General features: G+C 65.8%; 20 protein-coding genes and 1 tRNA gene. 11 read left to right on the top strand and 10 right to left on the bottom strand.

Features of this window, described 5'->3' with window-relative positions; all coding sequences use genetic code 11:
- The 4 genes from JOY90_RS06790 to JOY90_RS06775 all read right to left on the bottom strand — a co-directional run.
- A partial coding sequence (locus JOY90_RS06790; protein WP_291690380.1) for an NADH-quinone oxidoreductase subunit C occupies positions 1–563 on the bottom strand: 563 nt, incomplete at its 3' end.
- Between the two features lie 11 nt (positions 564–574).
- Positions 575–1165 (bottom strand): NADH-quinone oxidoreductase subunit B family protein, encoded by a 591-nt coding sequence (locus tag JOY90_RS06785; RefSeq protein WP_291690381.1) that lies wholly within the window; start codon positions 1163–1165, stop codon positions 575–577.
- The gene (locus JOY90_RS06780) at positions 1162–1527 is read right to left on the bottom strand and encodes an NADH-quinone oxidoreductase subunit A (RefSeq protein WP_291690379.1); all 366 of its coding nucleotides are present in this window, start codon (positions 1525–1527) and stop codon (positions 1162–1164) included. The genes JOY90_RS06785 and JOY90_RS06780 overlap by 4 nt, the downstream gene beginning before the upstream one ends.
- 214 nt (positions 1528–1741) lie before the next feature.
- Positions 1742–2251: a MarR family transcriptional regulator gene (locus tag JOY90_RS06775; RefSeq protein ID WP_291690378.1), complete on the bottom strand. Its 510-nt coding sequence runs from the start codon at positions 2249–2251 to the stop codon at positions 1742–1744.
- Between the two features lie 119 nt (positions 2252–2370).
- Between JOY90_RS06775 and JOY90_RS06770 the strand changes: the two genes are divergently transcribed.
- The 3 genes from JOY90_RS06770 to JOY90_RS06760 all read left to right on the top strand — a co-directional run bounded on the left by JOY90_RS06770 (position 2371) and on the right by JOY90_RS06760 (position 5291).
- Complete coding sequence (locus JOY90_RS06770; protein WP_291690377.1) at positions 2371–3561, top strand: aromatic ring-hydroxylating dioxygenase subunit alpha; 1191 nt, start codon at positions 2371–2373, stop codon at positions 3559–3561.
- 42 nt (positions 3562–3603) lie between these two features.
- On the top strand, positions 3604–4899 hold the full coding sequence (locus JOY90_RS06765; RefSeq protein WP_291690376.1) for an MFS transporter: 1296 nt from the start codon (positions 3604–3606) through the stop codon (positions 4897–4899).
- A 197-nt stretch (positions 4900–5096) separates the two neighbouring features.
- Complete coding sequence (locus tag JOY90_RS06760; RefSeq protein WP_291690375.1) at positions 5097–5291, top strand: hypothetical protein; 195 nt, start codon at positions 5097–5099, stop codon at positions 5289–5291.
- A gap of 85 nt (positions 5292–5376) precedes the next feature.
- Here the strand turns inward: JOY90_RS06760 and JOY90_RS06755 are convergent.
- A tRNA-Asp gene (locus tag JOY90_RS06755) sits at positions 5377–5453 on the bottom strand.
- Positions 5454–5673: 220 nt separating this feature from the next.
- Here JOY90_RS06755 and JOY90_RS06750 point away from each other — a divergent pair.
- Complete coding sequence (locus JOY90_RS06750; RefSeq protein ID WP_291690374.1) at positions 5674–5973, top strand: HU family DNA-binding protein; 300 nt, start codon at positions 5674–5676, stop codon at positions 5971–5973.
- Positions 5974–6090: 117 nt separating this feature from the next.
- On the top strand, positions 6091–7341 hold the full coding sequence (pepT, locus tag JOY90_RS06745; protein WP_291690373.1) for a peptidase T: 1251 nt from the start codon (positions 6091–6093) through the stop codon (positions 7339–7341).
- Between the two features lie 180 nt (positions 7342–7521).
- On the opposite strand, the gene JOY90_RS06740 is transcribed toward pepT, so the two are convergent.
- The gene (locus tag JOY90_RS06740) at positions 7522–8121 is read right to left on the bottom strand and encodes a response regulator (protein ID WP_291690372.1); all 600 of its coding nucleotides are present in this window, start codon (positions 8119–8121) and stop codon (positions 7522–7524) included.
- A gap of 314 nt (positions 8122–8435) precedes the next feature.
- Here JOY90_RS06740 and JOY90_RS06735 point away from each other — a divergent pair, with 314 nt between their 5' ends.
- A complete protein-coding gene (locus JOY90_RS06735; protein WP_291690371.1) occupies positions 8436–9443 on the top strand; it encodes an acyltransferase in 1008 nt (335 codons plus the stop codon).
- Between the two features lie 218 nt (positions 9444–9661).
- A complete protein-coding gene (locus JOY90_RS06730; protein WP_291690370.1) occupies positions 9662–10084 on the top strand; it encodes a hypothetical protein in 423 nt (140 codons plus the stop codon).
- 42 nt (positions 10085–10126) lie between these two features.
- Here the strand turns inward: JOY90_RS06730 and rnz are convergent, their stop codons facing one another.
- A complete protein-coding gene (gene rnz / locus JOY90_RS06725) occupies positions 10127–11032 on the bottom strand; it encodes a ribonuclease Z (RefSeq protein WP_291690369.1) in 906 nt (301 codons plus the stop codon).
- A gap of 147 nt (positions 11033–11179) precedes the next feature.
- On the opposite strand from rnz, the gene JOY90_RS06720 reads away from it, so the two are divergent.
- Positions 11180–12388 (top strand): ATP-grasp domain-containing protein, encoded by a 1209-nt coding sequence (locus JOY90_RS06720; RefSeq protein WP_291690368.1) that lies wholly within the window; start codon positions 11180–11182, stop codon positions 12386–12388.
- 112 nt (positions 12389–12500) lie between these two features.
- On the top strand, positions 12501–13484 hold the full coding sequence (locus JOY90_RS06715) for an SGNH/GDSL hydrolase family protein (protein WP_291690367.1): 984 nt from the start codon (positions 12501–12503) through the stop codon (positions 13482–13484).
- Between the two features lie 7 nt (positions 13485–13491).
- On the opposite strand, the gene JOY90_RS06710 is transcribed toward JOY90_RS06715, so the two are convergent.
- Entirely contained in the window at positions 13492–14352 is an 861-nt protein-coding gene (locus JOY90_RS06710; protein WP_291690366.1) for a methyltransferase domain-containing protein, read from the bottom strand.
- Between the two features lie 41 nt (positions 14353–14393).
- A complete protein-coding gene (locus tag JOY90_RS06705; RefSeq protein ID WP_291690365.1) occupies positions 14394–15842 on the bottom strand; it encodes a cytochrome P450 in 1449 nt (482 codons plus the stop codon).
- Between the two features lie 350 nt (positions 15843–16192).
- Between JOY90_RS06705 and JOY90_RS06700 the strand changes: the two genes are divergently transcribed.
- Positions 16193–16444, top strand: a complete 252-nt coding sequence (locus JOY90_RS06700; protein ID WP_291690364.1) for a PilZ domain-containing protein — start codon at positions 16193–16195, stop codon at positions 16442–16444.
- Positions 16445–16456: 12 nt separating this feature from the next.
- On the opposite strand, the gene JOY90_RS06695 is transcribed toward JOY90_RS06700, so the two are convergent.
- Positions 16457–17035: a hypothetical protein gene (locus JOY90_RS06695; RefSeq protein ID WP_291690363.1), complete on the bottom strand. Its 579-nt coding sequence runs from the start codon at positions 17033–17035 to the stop codon at positions 16457–16459.
- A 167-nt stretch (positions 17036–17202) separates the two neighbouring features.
- Here JOY90_RS06695 and JOY90_RS06690 point away from each other — a divergent pair, with 167 nt between their 5' ends.
- Positions 17203–19146 carry a tetratricopeptide repeat protein gene (locus JOY90_RS06690; RefSeq protein WP_291690362.1) on the top strand — a complete coding sequence of 648 codons (1944 nt, stop codon included), beginning with the start codon at positions 17203–17205 and terminating at the stop codon, positions 19144–19146.
- The last annotated feature ends 58 nt before the right edge of the window (positions 19147–19204 follow it).

Below are 19204 nucleotides of genomic sequence, written 5' to 3'. Positions count from 1 at the left end.
CCTTCCCAGGGCGACAGGAAATCGAAGTCGCGGAACTCCTGAGGCAGCCTGACCGGCTGGTAGACCACCCGCTTCTCCGCGTCGTCGTAGCGAACCTCGGCATAACCGGTGAGCGGAAAGTCCTTGCGCAGCGGATAGCCCTCGAAGCCGTAGTCGGTGAGCAGGCGGCGCATGTCGGGATGGCCGCTGAACAGGATGCCGTAGAGGTCGTAAGCCTCGCGCTCGAACCAGTCGGCGCCGGGGAACACCTCGATCAGCGACGGCACCTGCGTGGTCTCGTCGGCCTGGGCCTTGAGGCGGATGCGGGTGTTCAGGGTTGGTGACAGGAAGTGATAGATCACGTCGAAGCGCTTCTCGCGCGACGGATAGTCGGCGGCCGTGATGTCGGTGAAGTTGACGAAACGGCAATTCGGATCGTCGCGGAGGTACTTGACCACCTCGACGATCTTGCTGGCCTCGACATCAACCGTGAGCTGGTTGAAGGCCACCTGATGACCTGTCGCCGCGCCCGGAAGCGCGCTCACGATCGTCTGCCCCAGGGCGTCGAGCTTGGTGTCGTCCATGACGTAAAACCTTAGCGTTCGATGGTGCCGGTGCGCCGGATCTTCTTCTGCAGCAGCAGCACGCCATACAGCAGCGCTTCCGCAGTCGGCGGGCAACCGGGCACGTAGATGTCGATCGGGACGATGCGGTCGCAGCCGCGCACCACGGAATAGGAGTAATGGTAGTAGCCGCCGCCATTGGCGCAGGAGCCCCTCGAGATCACGTAGCGCGGCTCCGGCATCTGGTCGTAGACCTTGCGCAGCGCTGGCGCCATCTTGTTGGTGAGCGTGCCCGCCACGATCATCACATCCGACTGACGCGGCGAGGCGCGCGGGGCGAAGCCGAAGCGCTCGACGTCGTAGCGCGGCATCGACACCTGCATCATCTCGACCGCGCAGCAGGCGAGCCCGAACGTCATCCACATCAGAGAGCCGGTGCGCGCCCAGGTGATCAGGTCGTCAGCCGCGGCGACGAAGAAGCCCTTGTCCGAGAGTTCGTGATTGACTTCGAGGAAGTACGGATCGTTGGCGCCGACCGGCCTGCCGGTCGCGGGGTCCAGAATGCCGGTAGCCGCGGGGGCGATCGCCGCGCTCCTGCCCGGCGTGGCAGCGGAAGGGCTCAATCCCATTCGAGCGCGCCTTTCTTCCATTCATAGGCAAAGCCGACCGTCAGGACGGCCAGGAAAACCACCATCGACCAGAATCCGGTGGCGCCGAGCTTGCCGAACGCCACCGCCCAGGGAAACAGGAACGCCACCTCGAGGTCGAAGATGATGAAGAGGATCGCCACCAGATAGAAGCGCACGTCGAATTTCATGCGGGCGTCATCGAAGGCGTTGAAACCGCATTCATAGGCGGACAGCTTTTCCGGATCGGGCTGCTGGAACGCCACCAGGAACGGTGCGATCAGGAGCACCAGCCCGATCAGAGCCGCCACCCCTATGAACACCACGAGCGGAAGATAATTCTGCAGGATGCCGGACATCGGCGCCACCTTCTGCTGCGGTCTCGGATGGCCGCAGATTCGTCGGTCTGGAATTGTTCTGAGCCTTAGCGCAGCGCAACAGGGGGCGCAAGACAAGCTATCTCGACGCTGTCTGCGGCGCGGGAAAACTTTCGCGGTGGCATCTGCCGGCCGTCGCGGCCGCCCACCGACCCGATCCATCGCACACGTCAAGTAGGCATGGCCCCGCCCGGAATCAACCCAGCGCCTTTTCCGCCCCCAGCATCTGCTCGGCCTTCCGGGTCAGTCGGTCGACCTGCTGCAGCAATATGGCAATCTCGGCTGCGTCCAGATGTTCCAGCAAGCGCTGATTGCGCTCCTTCGCGCCAGCCACGATCGTGTCATGCGCGGCGAGCCCGGACCGCGTCAGGCTGACCAGTGCCTGCCGGTTGTCGTCCGGATTGACCGCCTTGGCGACCAGCCTGCGCCCGACGAGGCCGTCGAGCGCCCGGCTGATCTGCCCCTTGTCCATGCCGACGGCCTCGGCAAGCGTCGCCACGCTCATCGGCGGACGGCGACCGAGCGAGGCGACCAGGCCAAATTCGACTGACGACAGTCCCGCCAAGCGCTTGTAACGCAGGATCGCGCCGCGCTTGAGCAGATTGGCGAGCACCATCAGCCGCGACGATAGCATCGCCGTGATCGGGGCAAGCTCGTCGCTCGGCGCGGGCCGCGCGGGCCTGGCCCGCTCAGGTGTCTGGCTCATCGCCAAGCTCTGCCAACAAAGCCCGTGCCTGCCAAGTTGCAAATCGTTGACATTGTCATCGATCTGGCGTCCCCTGCTTGTCTGGAACGTCTCGAGAATGACGGCCGGAGCAAACGGCAATGCACATCACCCAGCGGGATCGCGACCTCGGCACCGGCTACGCCATGAAGCCGCCCGCGACCCGGACCGACCTGACCGCCGTCGGGCGCGGCACACCGATGGGCGAGTTGCTCCGCCGTTACTGGCATCCGGTCGGGCTCGTCTCCGACGCGACCGATATTCCCAGAAAAGTTCGGGCGCTCGGCGAGGATCTGATCCTGTTTCGCGATCGCGGCGGCCGCGCTGGCCTTCTGCACGCGCGCTGCTGCCATCGCGGCACCACGCTCTATTACGGCAAGGTCGAAGATGACGGCATCCGCTGCTGCTATCACGGCTGGAAGTTCGATGCCGAAGGTCACTGCCTGGAGCAGCCCTGCGAGCGGGAAGGCGGCCTGTTCAGGGACAAGGTGCGCCAGCCCTGGTATCCGGTGCGGGAGTGCTACGGGCTGATCTTCGCCTATCTGGGGCCGGCCGAGAAGACGCCGGTGCTGCCGCGCTACGACTGCCTGGAAAGCATGGATGATGGCGAGTTCGTCGAGGCCGACGACAGCTCGATTGGTGGCGGCGGCCCCGCCATCATTCCGTGCAACTGGTTGCAGCATTTCGAGAACGTGGTTGACCCCTATCACGTGCCGGTGCTGCACGGCTCGTTCAGCGGGCCGCAATTCACCAACATGATGGCCTCGATGCCCGAGGTGACCTTCGAGATGTCGCCGCGCGGGGTGAAAGTGCGCTCGATCCGCCGGCGGGACGATGGCAAGGTCTTCTACCGCGTGACCGAGGCCGCCCTCCCCACCTTGCGCGTCGTGCCCAACCCGCGGGTCGCCCAGTTCGCGCGCGTCGAGTCGATCGGCTGGACGCTGCCGATCGACGATACCTCGTTCCGCATCTATGTCGCCGGCCGAGTCAAGAACGCCGGCGACATCGGGCGCATACGCTCGAAATTCAATGGCAAGTTCTGGTGGGACATGACTGAGCCGGAGCACCAGCAGTTCCCGGGCGACTACGAGGCGCAGGTCGGCCAGGGCGCGGTGACCGTGCATTCGGAGGAGCATTTCGGGCAGAGCGACCGCGGTATCCTGATGATCCGCAGGATGCTGAGCGACCAGCTTGAAACGATTGCTGCGGGACGCGATCCGATCGGTGTGTCATTCGATCCCGACGCAGCGCCGGTCGCGTTCGAGGCGGGAAATTTCATTCAGGATCCGTGACCCAATAACGGGTTCGAACCGACGGGATCAGGGAGGAAAGTCATGGTCGATCTCGCGCCAAGGGCGGGCGCGGAACCGGATGCGCGGACCGCCGCTCGATCGGTACGGCGCCATTACGTGCTCGGCGTCCTGACGATCGTCTATGCCCTCAACTTCCTCGACCGCACCATCTTCAACGTCCTGATCGAGCCGATCAAGAAGGAGTTCATGCTCAGCGACACCGCCATGGGCCTGCTCGCCGGCTTCGGCTTCGTGCTGTTCTACTCGGCGCTCGGCATTCCGATCGCCCGTATCGCCGATCGGCTCAGCCGGCGCAACATCGTCGCCGCCGCCTTCGCGTTCTGGAGCGCGATGACCTTCCTGTGCGGCCTCGCTTCCAGCGTCACGACCCTGGCGTTGGCGCGGATCGGGGTCGGCATCGGCGAATCCGCCGGCACGCCGGCGTCGCAGTCGCTGATCGCCGACCTCTTCGACAAGAACGAGCGTCCCCGCGCGCTCGGCATCTACGCCATCGGCACCTATCTCGGCATATTTCTCGGCTATTTCCTCGGCGGCTGGGTCAGCCAGCACTATGGCTGGCGGATGGCGTTCTTTGCGGCCGGCCTGCCCGGCATCGCGCTCGCCGCGATCCTGTGGCTGACGGTCGCCGAGCCTCGGCGCGGCGCGATGACCGAGACCTTCAAACCCGAACCGCTGGGCCCGACGCTCGGCTTTCTCGCCAGCCAGCCGAGCTTCGTGCTCGTTCTGATCGGCTTCTGTCTCACCACCTACACGAACTACGCCACGGCGGCCTGGATCCCGCCGTTCCTGGCGCGCGTGCATCATTTGAGCAGCGCCGAGATCGGCACCTATGCGGGCACCTTCAAGGGGCTCTGCGGCATGGCCGGCACGCTCATCGGCGGCCTCGTCGTGGCCAGCATCAGCAAGCGCGACGACCGCTGGAAGCTGTGGGCGCCGGCGATCCTGTCCGGCCTCGCCGGACCGGTGTTTGCGACGTGCATGCTCACCGTCGACTTCAGCACCATGGTCGCGATGCTCGCCGTCACCTCCTTCATGGTCGGCTTTCACCTCGGTCCGATCTTCGCCATCGCGCAGACCGTGGCGCGGCCGAGCATGCGGGCGCTCGCCTCCGCCATCATCCTGTTGACCGCGACCTGCTTCGGCCAGGGCATCGGCCCCCTCGCCGTCGGCATGCTCAACGACACGCTGCAAGGCACGTATGGCGCGGACGCCGTGCGCTATTCGCTGCTGTCGGCTGCGGCCACCACCACGCTCGGCGCGCTGCTGTTCGTATGGGCGGCCCGGTTCATCCGCGCCGACATCGTGCGGGCGGCGTAACCTCGCGTCAGCTTGCCTCCGCGCCATAGGTCTTCTGCCACTGGCCGCAGAAGCCGGCCTTGACCAGCGCCGCGCCATCGGGACCCCGGTTTTCAGAGCGAATGAAACCATTTTGGGGAACTCACGAAACCGGCCTGAAACAGAGCGGGCGTACCTCTAGCCGCCATTAGAGGCGCTTCAGACGCCTGGAGGCTTTTATGAATCATTCCATTCATTCCGCCGACCGCGCAACGCACCTGAAGATCATCATGGTGGCCCTGGTGGCGGGTGCCGCCGTGGCGGCTTTCGGCATCTCGGCGCGTTCCAACGCCGACTACAGCCAGACCGCCCACGTCATCAAAGCCGGCAAGCCGGTGGTCATCACGAGCTCGGACAGCTCGATGATCCGCTGAGGCGCGGGAACGGCAGAGTTCGTCCACCAAGCGATGATGGGCCGCCCCCTGGGGTGGCCCTTTCGATTTGAAATCATTGAAATGATGGCGCGAGAGACGGGGCTCGAACCCGCGACCTCCGGCGTGACAGGCCGGCGCTCTAACCAACTGAGCTACTCCCGCGTGGTGCAGAGACCTCCGCAGAGGAGGTGGACTTAAAGGGGCCACCTTTCCAAGTCAAGGATGTTGCGAAATCCCCGCCAATCCGGGGTTTCTGCGATGCCAGTGCAAATAACCCGCTATTTCCGGGCCGAACGGCGCCGTCATTCGCCCCCCGAATCGCCCAAGGCCTGATACGCTTTCGATTTTCCCTGAAACCATCGATGCCAACGAGGAGGGCCATATGGCGAAGAAGGCAGCCAGTCCAGCCACCATCACGCTCAAGCACCTCGCCGCGGCGATCGCCGAAGAGCAGGAGCTGTCCAAGAAGCAGGCCGAGGGCATCCTGACCGACGTCGTCACGCGGATCACCAAGCACCTGAAGAAGGGCGAGCGCATCCGCATCGTAGGGCTTGGCATCCTGCAGGTGCGCAAGCGCGCCGCCCGCATGGGCCGCAATCCCGCAACTGGCGAGCCGATCCAGATCAAGGCCAGCAAGAAGGTCGCTTTTCGCGCCGCCAAGGAGTTGAAGGAAGCGATCTGACCGGCGGCGCGGTCCTGCTTTCGATCCGGCGTCATTCCGGCTACGACGCGGCGGCCGGAGTGGCGCGGTCGTGATAGCGTCCTCCCCATCCTGATCCCACGAGCCGCAGTCTCGCCAGTGCCCCTCACCTTCGCCCATACCGTGACCGAGCGCTTCCTGCGCTACGTCACCATCGACACCCAGTCCGACCCCACCTCGCCCACCTGCCCGTCCACCGAGAAGCAGAAGGACCTCGGTCGCCTGCTCGAAAGCGAGCTGAAGGCGATGGGTCTCGCCGACGCCCATCTCGACGAGCATGGCTATGTCTATGCCACCATCCCGGGCAACTCGGAAAAGCGGGTCCCGGTGATCTGCTTCTGCTCGCACATGGACACCTCGCCCGACTGCACGGGGGCCAACGTCAAGCCGCAGGTGGTCGAAAACTATGCCGGCGGCGACATCACCCTCCCCGCCGATCCGAGCCAGGTGATCCGCGCGGCCGAGCATCCGGCGCTTCGGCACCAGATCGGCAACGACATCATCACCACCGACGGCACCACCCTGCTCGGGGCCGACAACAAGGCGGGCATCGCCGAGATCATGGATGCCGCACATTTCCTGATCAACAACCCAGAGGTCAAGCACGGCACGATCAGGATCCTGTTCACGCCGGACGAGGAGATCGGCCGCGGCGTCGACGAGGTCGACCTCGAAAAGCTCGGCGCCGACTTCGCCTACACCATCGACGGCGAGGCCGCGGGCTCGATCGAGGACGAGACCTTCTCCGCCGACGGCGTCACCATCGCGATCCAGGGTGTCAGCGCCCATCCCGGCTTCGCCAAGGGCCGGATGGAGCACGCGATCAAGATCGCCTCCGCCATCGTCGACCGTCTGCCAAAGGACACCTGCTCGCCGGAGACCACCGAGGGCCGGCAAGGCTTCCTGCATCCGGTCTCGATCCACGGCGCGCTGGAGCAGGCCACGCTCGGCTTCATCGTGCGCGACTTCACCGAGACCGGCCTGAAGCAGAAGGAAGCGCTGCTCGAAAGCATCGTCAGTGAGGTCATCAGGGACTATCCGCGCTCGACCTATACGTTCGAGGTCAAGGAGCAGTACCGCAACATGAAGGAGGTGATCGACCGTCATCCGCAGACGGTCGAGTACGCCATCGAGGCGATCCGCCGCGCCGGCCTGAAGCCCCTGCGCAGCGCGATCCGGGGCGGCACCGACGGCTCGCGGCTGTCGGCCCTGGGGCTGCCCTGCCCCAACATCTTTGCCGGCGAGCACGCCTTTCATTCGCGGCTCGAATGGGTCAGCCGCCAGGACATGGAGAAGGCGGTACAGACCATCGTGCACCTCGCGATGATCTGGGAGGAGCGGGCAGCGTAGAGACGCGAGAACACCGAGAACCGAAGTAGTCATAGGGTGGGCTAAGGCGCGTCAGCGCCGTGCCCACCATTCTTTCGTCAGCATCACCCGGAATGGTGGGCACGCGTTTCCTTCGTGTGTTGAGCTTGGCTGCGTGTGGCCGCTTAGCTTACCCTGCCGATCGGCCGGGATATCGGCGCGTCACTGGATCGCTGCGCCGCCTGTTGACGCTTCTTCCGCATCTGATGGCAGCTTCGCGAGTTCGAGCCAGAACTGAGAGAGGCGTCGCGCCATCTCGCAATAGGGCCCAAGCCCGAACGGCTTGGTCAGATAGCAGTTGGCGCCGAGTTGGTATGATCTCACGATGTCGTCGGAGGCTTCCGAGGAGGTCAGCACCACCACCGGAATGTGCCTGGTCGCCTCCCCCGACTTGATCCGGGACAATACCGCCAGTCCGCCGATGCGGGGAAGATTGAGATCGAGCAGCACGAGCTGCGGGAGCATCACGTCCCGATAGGTGCCGTGCCGCGACAGATAGTCGATCGCCTGCTCGCCGTTGACCAGCACGTCGAGGTTGGCGAGCACTCCGCCAACGGTCTCGAAGGCGATCTCAGCCAGGTGAGCGTCAGCGGGGTTGTCCTCGACCAGAAGGATGCGCCGCCTGACTGAGTGTTCATCCAGCATCCGCGTTCTTCCCGGCTCAGTCGTCGTTTCGAGGGCTGCCGGCTCGAGGCAGGTATAATTCTCCGCCATCGACATTGTTCCACGATACAACCCCGGATGGAGCACGTCCGACAGCATCGGTGCTCGCAAATGCAGGCGCGGCGGGAACTGCGCTTACTTGTGCGCCGATTTCCGTGGACCGACGGTGCAGCCGGTAGAGAGAGGCAATCTCGGCCACGCCCGGCAGCATGGCAGCGGTTGCGCAAGCTTCGCCCAGCCGGCTTTCCTTTGTCTGAATGCCGCTGGCCGCCTTTTATGGACCACGCCATGGCCGCAGTACGGCCCTCTCACGGCCACGCCTGCAACATCAAAGGCCCCGAGCACATCCGCCACGACGGTTGCGTGCACGAGGATCGGGTTTGGCGAACGAAGGCAGGCTTGAAGGTCTCCAAGTGGCGCGAGCGCTCGCGGCGCTCGCCGTGGCGTATTTTCACTCGCACGTCATCGTCGATGGCTGGCCTCAAGCCCTCGTGCTTCCGATCCCCGGCCTGAAGGAGCACGGCTATCTCGGCGTGAATTTCTTCTTCGCCATCTCGGGATACGTCATCAGCGCGGTCTGCGACAAACCGGGCTTCACGGTCGGAAGCTTTGCGATCCGGCGCTTCTTCCGCCTCTATCCGGTCTATTGGGTGGTCATCCTGGCGATGGTGCTGCTCAAGGTGTGCGGCGTCTTCATGCCGACGAGCTACAAGCTGCTGAACATCCTGTATTCGATGACGCTGCTTCCTCACGGCGAGGACGTGCAGCCGTTCCTCGCCGTCACTTGGTCTCTCGAATTCGAGATCATGTTCTATCTGTTGGCCGCGCTGATCGTTCCCATCATCGGCATTCGGGGGCTCGCTGCCGTCCTGCTCGGCCTCGTGTGCTGGGCCTACACCTTCGGGCAGTTTGCGTACTCGTTCCACCTGATCCGCACGCTGAACGCCGATTTTCTGGCGGGCGTCGCCGCCTATCTCCTGCGCAAGCCGCTCTCTCATGTTCCCGTGTGGATTCTCATCCCTTCGGGGCTGCTCGGTTACGACGCGGTGAGCGACTGGCAGATTCCGTTCTCCGGCTCCTGCGGCGGTTTTCTCCTGGTCTCCGGGCTGGCGAACGCACGATGGCGATGGCCATCGGCTCCGCTGCGCTGGCTCGTCAAGCTCGGGGACGCGTCCTATTCCCTCTATCTTCTCCACCTGGTCGTGATGTCGGTGTTCGCCAAGCTCCTGGATCGGCTTGGAACGCCGGCACCGTGGACGGCGGAGCCGATACGCTTCCTGTGTCTGGGGGTCTGCGTCTGGCTGTCAATCAAGGCCTGTCAGCGCATCGAGCGCCCGATGATCGAGCTTGGCAACCGGCTGACGGCACGACAACCAACTGCTCACCCGGCCGAGGTCACGGCAGGGCAGCCGGCGGAATGACCGGTTCGACCGCGCGGCGATCGCGATGCCGCCCGCTTGCGTAGTGATACGCAGCCGGATGTTACCTGCGCATTAGGCACGCCCGCTTCGATCGGGCGAACGTGCGCGTCGCCTGCAAGCGGGCGTTAAGGGAGCCGGCTCTCTCCTGATCGCCTATCCCGCAGGCTCCGTCCTCACGAGAAAGGGACAGTCCGGCACCGACCACGGAGGTATGCGTCATGGAGCTCTTTCATTCACAGCCGTCCAGCCCGAAACTGCTCATTGCCGACGATGATCCCTGCGTCCTCAGGGCGATCACCGAGCGTTGCAAGCTGATGGGCTTCGACGTGGACACCGCGAGCAGCGGCCTGCAGGTGCTGATCAAGGCCAGCGAGCGTCTCGGCGCGCAATATGTGCGCAAGGGGCCGAATTTCTGGAGCGACTTGGAGAGCGCGCTGGCCGAATTCCACCCACGCATGGTGAGCGGCAGTCAGCAGCCGATGCTGCCATTGCCCGAGGTGCGCAGCCGCCCCAGCGTGCTGCTGGTCCGGCCGATCCACGGCCATGCGGGCGTGGCCGAGATCGTCAGCAAGTCCGAGCCCGACATGCTGTTCGCGGCGCTCACCAGGTTCTGCGGCTTCGAGAGCGGCGTGCCGGAATAGCCTGGCGGCACCGGCCTGCGCGACACGCCGGCGGCCCCGGCATCAGATCACGATCTGATCGAAATCGGCCGCGATCCGGCTGTTCGCGAAGGTCTTCCTCGCCTCCGCCAGGATTTCCTCGTCGCCGTAGCGGCCGGAGATGTGGGTCAGGACAAGCAGCTTGACATTGCTGCTGGACGCGAGCGCGGCTGCTTCCGCCGCGGTGAGATGCCCATAGTCGCGGGCGGTGGCGGCGTCGCGATCGAGGAAGGTCGCTTCGATCACCAGGACGTCGGCATCGCGCGCGTGCTCGGCGAGGGCGTCGGTCGTTTCCGTGTCGCCCACGACGACGAGCTTCCTGCGCACCTCCGGCGGCCCGAGAATATCCTCGGGGTCGATCGTCCTGCCGTCCTCGAGCATCACCGACCTTCCCTCCGCCAGGTCTTTCCGTATTGGGCCGTCGGGCACGGCGAGTGCGGCAAGGCGATCCGGCCGGAGATGACGGCGGGCCTTGCTTTCGAAGGAGAACCCGAAACTCTCGGTCTCGCGGTGGCGGACCGGAAAACAGCCAATCGTGAATTCGCCGGCGTCGAGGATCTGGCCTTCCGTCAATGGGACGAGCTCCAGCGGGATCGGAGCCCGTCCCTCACCCCACAGCCCGGCGAGCATCCGGACGACGATTTCGAGCGTGCCCGGGCTGCCGTGAACCGTCATCACGTCGGCGCTCTGACGCAAGCGCAGCGTCGAAAACAGACCGGGAAGGCCGAGCACGTGGTCGAAATGGCCATGCGTCAACAGGATCCGGTCGAGCCGTCGAAAGCCGGCGCGGCCGCGCAACAACTGGCGCTGAGTGCCCTCCCCGCAATCGACCAGGATGCGGTGACTTCCCGCCTCGACGAGAAGGCCGGGATGGTTGCGTTCGGCGGATGGAACACTCGCCGACGTGCCCAGAAAAGTCAGTGCGAACATCGCGGCCGCGCCGCCTCCTTCTCCTGCGTCCAGAGCGCCCCCATCGCATGTGGAAAATGTGGTGAGCCGCGTGCGTGCCAGAGACTTCGGCGAGCATTTCAGTTTGTACGACGTGAATTCCGTCCCCATCAAGGCTAGACTTGCGCCATGCGCATCCTGCTCTCCGAAGGCTCGGGGCTCACCTCCCGCCAAGTCGCCGGACGGCTCGGGTTGCTGGGACACGAGGTCGAGATTCTCTCGTCCTCGAAACTCTGCCTGGCGCGGTTTACGCGGCATGTCAGGGTGGTGCACGAGGTCCCTCGCTTCGGCCTCGATCCCTTCGGCTGGCTTGCGGCGGCCGAGCGCATCGCTGGCGAGCGCAAGGCCGACCTGCTGTTTCCCACGCAGGAGCAGGTCACCGTGCTGTCGGCGCGCCAGAAACACCTGCAACTCGCCACCATCGTGCCGCCCTTCGCCAGCCTGGCACGAGTGCAGGACAAGATTTCCGCCTTTCGCACGCTGCAAGCCATCGGCGTCCCCCAGCCGCCGACATTCGTGCTCTCGGGCGCCGACGATCTGCGGACCGTCGCGGCCTATCCCGTCTTCGTCAAACGACCCGTGAGCACGGCGAGCTCGGGAGTTCGGCGCGTGACCAGCGCACGGGAGCTTGAAGCCGCGGCGCGCGAGTTCGGTCTCGGATCATCCGAATTGATCGCGCAGAGCCAGGCCTCCGGGCCGCTGGCGATGGTGCAGGCGGTCGCGGATCGCGGCCGCCTCGTCGCTCATCATGCCTGCCTGCGCATACGGGAAGGCGTCGGCGGCGGGGCGTCGGTGAAAGAGAGCATCGCCTTGCCTGGGCTTGCCGACATGCTCGCGCGGCTGGTCGCGGCGCTCGACTGGCATGGCGGCTTGTCGATGGACGTGATCGTCGCGGAGCGCGAGCCCGTCATCATCGACGTCAATCCGCGGCTGGTCGAGCCGGCGAACGCCCTTGCCGCCGGTGTGGATCTCGTCGCCGCCATGCTCGATGTCGCCAGCGATGCGCCCGCGCGGGCGCGACCCCCCAGCGGCGCGGGCATTCGCACGCGCCAAACATTGCTCGCGATCCTCGGAGCTGCGCAGCACCATGGCACGCGCGGCGCCGTGCTGCGCGAGGCATACGATGCCGCGTTCGCGCGGGGAGCCTATGTGGGCGCGGTCGAGGAGCTGACGCCGGTTGCCGGCGATCCCGTCGCGGCGGTCCCTGTGGTCACTGCGCTGGTTGCATCATTGATCCATCCGCCGCTGTGGCGGAAGTTTCATGCCGGCGCAGTCGGCCTGTACGCGGTCACGCCGGAAGCGTGGAACGAGATTCGGGCGGCCGCGGCCGCAGAGTGATTGGGCTCCTGGCTAATCCCGATCACGGGCCACGTTCGGCCGCAACGCGGTCCTGTCGTCGTCACGCCCATGACATCCAAAGGCCGAAGCGGCATCGCAACCTTGCACAGCGATGCGTTCCCTGCGGATTTCCATCCCTGCCCTGCTTCGCTCGTTGGGCGCCACGCTGCTGGCCAGCCTGATCACGCTGGCGGCGATCGAGCTCGTGCTCCGCCTCGCCGATTTCCGCGCCTTGCGGCAGGACGCGAGCGAGCGCTCGCTGACCTATGGCTACGACGCCGAGCTCGGCTGGGCGCCGGTCCCGCATTCGGCCTCCACCATCACTACCGCCCGCACCATCCATGCCGCGCACAACAGCCTCGGCTTTCGCGACATCGAGTTCCGGCGCGACGGCCGGCCGGTGGTGCTGTTCATCGGCGATTCCTTCGTCTGGGGCGTCGATGCCGAAGCGAACGAGCGCTTCACCGATCTGCTGCGCGCGAAGCTGCCGCAATTTGCGATCGTCAACGCCGGCGTCTCCGGCTACGGCACCGACCAGGAATATCTCTGGCTGAAACGGATCTGGCCAAGCGTGCAGCCGAATATCGTCGTGCTGTTCGTCTGCACCGACAACGACCGCCTCGATAACACGACGAACCTGCGCTATGGCGGCTACCGCAAGCCGTATTTCGAAACCGTCACGGACGGATCGCTGATACTGAAGGGCACGCCGGTTCCGAAATCTCTGCAGCTCCTGATCAAGGAAAACTGGCTGGTGCGGCATCTCTGGCTCGCCCGTTTCGCGGCGGCCACCTATGTGCAGGCGGCCTACCCGGAAGCGTCGGTCAGCGATCCGACCGAGCGGCTGGTCGGCCAAATCCACAGCTTCGTCCGCGCGCATGGCGCTCGGCTGTTGTTGGCGCTGCAATCGACCGACGAACGGCTGATCGCGGAGCTGCGGGCCGAGCGGATCCGCTACGTGGCCCTCGACGGTGCGCCGGCCTATGGGGCGCAATTCGGCGCGCACTTCACGCCGGAGGGCCATCGATTTGCCAGCCGGCGGCTGTTCGATCTCCTGAACGAGACGCCGACGGTCGGACAGAGCACGACGAATTGAGCCGCCGCTACGTCACGCGTGCGGTCACGATCCAGATCGATCCGGACAGCGGCACGCTCTCGCCCTTCACCAGCGGCGCGAGCAGGTCGCGCACCGACTGCTTCGCGGCTTCCCGCACCTCCGCCGGATGACCTTCCAGCGCCCGGCTCGCCGGCCCGATCTCCAGCGCGCTCTGCACCGCCGCCTCGAGCCCGCGGCCGATCGCGATGTCGAGCACGAGATCGACCCGCTCCATCGCGACGTTCCGATAGCCGGCCTCATTCAGAATTCCCTGTACCCGCTCCTGCGAGGCAAAGGCAAAAGGTCCGGGATCTTCGGGCCCCTGCGGCGGCAGTTTCGGAACATGCCGATAGACCGCCTGCAACGGCGCCATCGCCCAGGGATTGTCGCGCGGCTCGCGCCAACAGGCGAAGGTGACGCGTCCCGTGGCGCGCAGCGCCCGCCGCAGATTCGCGAAGGAGACGACCGGCTCGGCGAAGAACATCACGCCGAAGCGCGAGACCAGGTGATCGAAGCCTGCGGCTTCGAAAGGATGCACGGTCGCATCGGCGAGCACGAAATCGAGCGGCAAGCCTGTTGGCGCCAGCTCGCGGGCCCGCGCCAGCATCGGCGCGGAGATGTCGACGCCGAGCACGAACCCGGACGGCACGACCCGTTCGGCCAGCGCGATCGAAGTGGCGCCGCAGCCGCACCCGACGTCGATGACGCGATCGCCGCCCTTGGGGCCGATCCGCTCGATCAGGGCCCGCGACACCGGCGCCAGCAGGATATCCTGCGCCGCCTGCCGGTCCCGCCAGCGCTGGCCGCCTGGGCCGTTCCAATAGGCGATCTGATCGGCGTTCCGTTCGTGGCCAACAGGCGGTTCCATGTCGTTTCCGGTGTGATTGGTTTGCGCAAACGCGCCGGCCTCTATCCGGTGCGTTGCGATAGTGCCGTGCCGTCGGCGATCCCCGCAACCCCACCTTTGCGTGATCGCGGGGTGATCCGCATCGGCACGCCCTCGGCCGGACAAAGCGTCACCCGCTGCAAGGGCCAGACCCGGGCTTCCGGCATGAGCTCGAAGTCAAAATGATGACAGAGCATCGCGAGCACGATGCTGGCTTCCTGCAGGGCGAATGACGAGCCGATGCAGATCCGTGGACCGATGCCGAACGGCAGATAGGCGAAGCGGGCGATCTTCCGGGTCGCGCCCGGCAGGAAGCGCGCGGGATCGAAGATATCCGGCCGGTCCCAGAGGCTTTGATGCCGATGCAACACGTAGGGCGCGATCACGATCAGCGTGCGCGGCCTGACTGTGCGTTCCCCGAGACGATCGCCGCCTTTGGCCATGCGGCTCAACGCCGCGATCGGCGGATAGAGCCGCAATGCTTCCTCGACCACCGCCCTCGTCACGATCAAACGGTCGAACAGCCCGCCTCCATCCCCCTGCAACTCGCGGTCGGCCTCGTCCTGCACCCGCGCGCGCCACTCCGGCGCCTGCGACAGCAGGAATGTCGACCATGCGAGCGCGTTGGCGGTGGTCTCATGGCCGGCCGACAGAAAGGTCAGGATGTTGGAGCGGACCTCGGCGAGGTTCATCGCGCGCCCGGTCGACGGATCGAGCGCCCGCAACAGCAGCGTCAGCAGGTCTTCCGGCGCGTCATCCGGCGCGGCCAGACGTTGGCGCCGCTTCTCGATGATGTCGTCGATGATGCCTTCGAAATAGGCCATGGTCCGCCGCAGGTGGCGGCGCCCCGGCCGCGGCAGGTAATCGGGCATCCCCAGCAGGTCGAGCGCGCCGATGCGCCCGATCAATCCGAAATAGGCGGTCATCGCGATGCGAAAATCGCCGTACTCATCACCGATCCCATCCGAGAAGATGGTCAGCGCCAACACGTTCAGCGTCAGCAGCGTCATCTCGGCCGCCATGTCGAGGCTCGCGCCCGGCCCAAGGCTCCGCCAGCGCGCGACCAGGTTTTCGGCTGCCCTCAGCATCGCCGCGCCGAACGAGGTCACCGTCCGCCGCGCAAACAGGGGCGCGAGCATCCGCCGCTGCATCTCCCAGCGCTCTCCCTCGACGCTCAGCAGGCCTTCCGCAAGCCCGTTGGCAAGGACGCGGCGCTGGATCGGGTCCTTGCGGTAATTGGCGGCGTTGTCGACCAGCACATGCTTGATCGCGGCGGGATCATGGACCAACAGCGCGTCCGCGAATGGCAGCCGGAAGGCTGCGATCGGCTCGCGGAAGAAATCGGCGCTCCAGCATTCCAGCGGATTGTGCCTGAGGGTCGAAAGCAGTCTGAGGAATCCCAGGCGCTTCTCGGGTGGCCGCGGCGCGGGCGGACGAAATGATCCTGGGGCGCCTTCTGGACGGGACAGCATTACGCCTCAACGGAAATAGACGATGAAAGACGCCCCTTGTAGCCGAAGTTTCAGCCCATGTCGGCCTGCGGCGCGATCCGTCCACGGCGAAAACAAACGATACACTTTTTGCGTGTAGACATATCGAAAGTCGGGTTACGCGGCGCCGACGGGCGCGGTCGCCCGGTGCGGCGTGCGGCAGCTCGCGACCCGTAAAACTACCTTTCGGCCGTTAGCGGAAAATTCAGTACCCCGGTGAACGATAGGAACTGAATTTCGAGAAGCGCATCAAGGCAAACGGAGAGTGCAGCTTGTTCGGGGTAGTCCGGCGCCAGGCAGCGCCGTTCGATCGACAATAGCGACAGACGGCCATGGATGATGAAATCCGACTTTATGCGCGAATGAAGCCCGAAGGCAGGGTTTCCAAGCTGGCCAAGATCTTCACCGGGCCCAAAGCGCCGGTGATTCAATGCATCCTGATCGACTACTCCGTCGGCGGTGCCTGCGTGCAGCTCGAGAAATACGTTCAACTGCCCGAGCGCTTCGAGCTGCTGTATGGCACGACCAGGAAGCGGTGCCGGATGGTATGGATGCGCGGCCTGCGGGTCGGCGTGGTGTTCTGAACCTTCGATCCGTCACCACGGCTCGGTGAAGCTTTCGCCGACCGCAAGCGTCGTCCAGCGTTCGCTCAGCCGCTGAAACTCCCGCCGGATTTCCGCGCGCTTGCGCTCGGAATACTCCGCCCGCTCGCGCGGCGGCATGCGGGCCAGCATGCCGGCTGCGCCTTCCCTCATCCCAACCGCCCGCGCCCTCGATTCCGGCCGATCCGAGTGCGCCAGCCAGTCGTGCCAGCACACATAGGTCGCCCGTTCCGATCGCGCGTAGTCGTCGGCAAGTGATGGCATCAGCCGCCCGTCCCTCGCCGCCCGCTTGCGCCGCCGCCGTGAGGCCTCACGCGCATCGCCGCCGGTGGCCGTCGCGTGGAACGTTCCGGCGGTGCCGCCCGCGGCGAGGCGGCCGAAAATGCCACCCTCGATCCCGAGGCACCTTTCGACGATGAAGTGCTGCAGGTCGTGGGGCATCAACGGATCGTAGCCAGGCGCCGGATCCATCTGTACCGCCTGTCCATCGGCGGTCGTCGCCCGCACGGCGTAGCGGCGCTCTCCGGTCCGGATGAACGTCACCGACATCGGCTTGCGCTGCTTGGTCCTCATGGCCCTGCCGCTGTTGCTCGCCGGCCCGCGGGGATGCGGGCGCTTCTTGGTCCACTTGGCATTCATTCACTATGGTGCTTAACGTGCAGAATCAGGTAACATATTACTCTGAACCGCCATCGAAAGCTCTCGCAGCCTCATTTCCATACCATTGAAGCACGGCGAAAATGAACCCGCTGGACCGCCATGCCGCGGCCGAGGAAGCCTCCGCAGAGCCAGACCGCGCCAACAGCCCCGCGACACTCTACCAGGCGGGACTCCGGCATCTGCATGCCGAGCGCTATCTCGATGCTCAGATCTGCTGCGAGCAGGCGCTCGAGATCGACCCGGACCACGCCGACAGCCTGCATCTCATGGGATTGTTGTCGTTCCCGCACGGGCTCTACGACGATGCGGTGGAATGGATCGCCCGCGCCATTCGCCGGCATCCCAAGCCGGACTATCTTTCGAACCTCGGGACGGCGCTGAAACGCCAGGGCCGGCACGAGGAGGCGCTCCGGGTCTTCGACAAGGCGGTGCAGCTTGCCCCCGATGACGCCGGGCTGTGGGCAAGGCTCGGCGATGCGTTGGCGGAAGCGAGCCGGCCCGCCGACGCCATCCTCTGCTATCGGCGGGCACTCGAGCTCGACCCCCGCCATTGGGAGACCGCACAGAAATGCGGGCTTCTCCTGCACCGGGCCGGGCGACTGGAAGAAGCGCGGCTCCAGTTTGAGCGTTTGGCGGAGATGCCGGCCGGCGCCTCCGCATCGGTCCAGCCCCACGAGGTCCGCGCTTACCTGGGCTCGGTGCTGGTCGACCTGAGACGCTTCGATCAGGCACTCGTGCACTACCTCAAGGCAATCGAGATCAAGCCGGACCATGTCGCGGCGCTCAACGACGCGGGCCTGGCCCTCACCAGCCTGAGGCGTCCCGGGGAGGCGCTGGAATTGTTCGCGCGCGCGCTCTCGATCGCGCCCGATCTCGCCGAGCTGTTCAACAACAAGGCGAACGCGCTCAAGGCGCTTGGCCGTCTCGACGACGCGCTCGCCTGCTACCGGCGCGCGATCGCGCTGAAGCCCGATTATGCGGAGGCCCACAACAACCTCGGCGCCTGCCTCGCCGAGCAATTGAGGATCCGGGAGGCGCTGCCCTGCTATCGCCGGGCGCTGGCGCTGCGGCCGGACTATCCCGAGGCGCATTGGAATCTGGCGGTCAACCGGCTCCTGGCCGGCGACCTCCGCACCGGCTGGATCGAAGCGGAATGGCGCCGGACAGCCCAGTCGTTCGGCCCCTCCCGGCCCGACATCGCGCGGAAGCGGTGGCTCGGCGCCGAGCCTGTGGAAGGCAAGACCGTGCTGGTCCACAGCGACCAGGGGCTCGGCGATGCCATTCAGTTCTGCCGCTATCTGCCGCTGCTGGCGGCGCGGGGGGCCCGGATCGTCCTCGAAGTCCAGCCGGCGCTCCGCGAGCTGCTGGCGCCGATGCCGGGCGTGGCGCAGATCATTGCCGAAGGCGAGCCACGGCCCGATTTCGATCTCACCTGCCCCATCACCAGCCTGCCGCTTGCGTTCGACACCACGCTCGAGACGATTCCGTCGGCCGTGCCGTATCTCTCGGCGGGCAAACGTGCCGGCGCCTGGAAGCGCCGGCTCGGCGCGACGACGCCGCGCATCGGAATCGCCTGGTCGGGAAATCCGAAGCACGCCAACGACCACAATCGTTCCATGTCGCTGCGAACGCTGCTGCCGCTGTTCGATGGCGGGGCGCAATTCGTCAGCCTGCAGAAGGAGGTCCGCGCGGACGATTGGGCCGTGCTGCGATGGCAGGAGCAGGTGCTCGACGCAAGCCCCTGGCTGACGAGCTTTGCCAAGAGCGCGGCCTTGATCAGCCAGCTCGACCTCGTGATTTCGGTCGACACCAGCGTGGCGCATCTGGCCGGCGCGCTCGGCCGTCCGGTCTGGATCCTGCTGCCCTACGTACCGGACTGGCGCTGGCTGCTCGACCGCGACGACACGCCCTGGTATCCGACCGCCCGCCTGTTCCGGCAGGACGAAAGTCGCGACTACACCGGCGTCGTCGCGCGGCTGCGGCGAGAGCTCGGTCGATGGATGGGGGCGCGGAAGTACAACTAGCCTCCGAACGCGGGTGCCGAGCACCACGACTCCGAGATTCCGCATGTCGGCCCTCCTC

Source organism: Bradyrhizobium sp. (assembly GCF_019242285.1).
GTDB lineage: Bacteria > Pseudomonadota > Alphaproteobacteria > Rhizobiales > Xanthobacteraceae > Bradyrhizobium.
Note: the sequence above shows the minus strand (reverse complement) of the source record. Positions and strands in the feature narration are given on the sequence as shown.

What these genes read in the sequence shown, in the direction of transcription:
- JOY90_RS06760 (WP_291690375.1), top strand. Translation starts at nt 5,097, where the DNA reads ATGAATCATTCCATTCATTCCGCCGACCGCGCAACGCACCTGAAGATC.
- rnz (WP_291690369.1), bottom strand. Translation starts at nt 11,032, where the DNA reads ATGTTCGCACTGACTTTTCTGGGCACGTCGGCGAGTGTTCCATCCGCC.
- JOY90_RS06770 (WP_291690377.1), top strand. Translation starts at nt 2,371, where the DNA reads ATGCACATCACCCAGCGGGATCGCGACCTCGGCACCGGCTACGCCATG.
- JOY90_RS06710 (WP_291690366.1), bottom strand. Translation starts at nt 14,352, where the DNA reads ATGGAACCGCCTGTTGGCCACGAACGGAACGCCGATCAGATCGCCTAT.
- JOY90_RS06720 (WP_291690368.1), top strand. Translation starts at nt 11,180, where the DNA reads ATGCGCATCCTGCTCTCCGAAGGCTCGGGGCTCACCTCCCGCCAAGTC.
- JOY90_RS06695 (WP_291690363.1), bottom strand. Translation starts at nt 17,035, where the DNA reads ATGAGGACCAAGCAGCGCAAGCCGATGTCGGTGACGTTCATCCGGACC.
- JOY90_RS06775 (WP_291690378.1), bottom strand. Translation starts at nt 2,251, where the DNA reads ATGAGCCAGACACCTGAGCGGGCCAGGCCCGCGCGGCCCGCGCCGAGC.
- JOY90_RS06715 (WP_291690367.1), top strand. Translation starts at nt 12,501, where the DNA reads ATGCGTTCCCTGCGGATTTCCATCCCTGCCCTGCTTCGCTCGTTGGGC.
- JOY90_RS06740 (WP_291690372.1), bottom strand. Translation starts at nt 8,121, where the DNA reads ATGCTGTCGGACGTGCTCCATCCGGGGTTGTATCGTGGAACAATGTCG.
- JOY90_RS06730 (WP_291690370.1), top strand. Translation starts at nt 9,662, where the DNA reads ATGGAGCTCTTTCATTCACAGCCGTCCAGCCCGAAACTGCTCATTGCC.
- JOY90_RS06705 (WP_291690365.1), bottom strand. Translation starts at nt 15,842, where the DNA reads ATGCTGTCCCGTCCAGAAGGCGCCCCAGGATCATTTCGTCCGCCCGCG.
- JOY90_RS06765 (WP_291690376.1), top strand. Translation starts at nt 3,604, where the DNA reads ATGGTCGATCTCGCGCCAAGGGCGGGCGCGGAACCGGATGCGCGGACC.
- JOY90_RS06780 (WP_291690379.1), bottom strand. Translation starts at nt 1,527, where the DNA reads ATGTCCGGCATCCTGCAGAATTATCTTCCGCTCGTGGTGTTCATAGGG.
- JOY90_RS06750 (WP_291690374.1), top strand. Translation starts at nt 5,674, where the DNA reads ATGGCGAAGAAGGCAGCCAGTCCAGCCACCATCACGCTCAAGCACCTC.
- JOY90_RS06700 (WP_291690364.1), top strand. Translation starts at nt 16,193, where the DNA reads ATGGATGATGAAATCCGACTTTATGCGCGAATGAAGCCCGAAGGCAGG.
- JOY90_RS06690 (WP_291690362.1), top strand. Translation starts at nt 17,203, where the DNA reads ATGAACCCGCTGGACCGCCATGCCGCGGCCGAGGAAGCCTCCGCAGAG.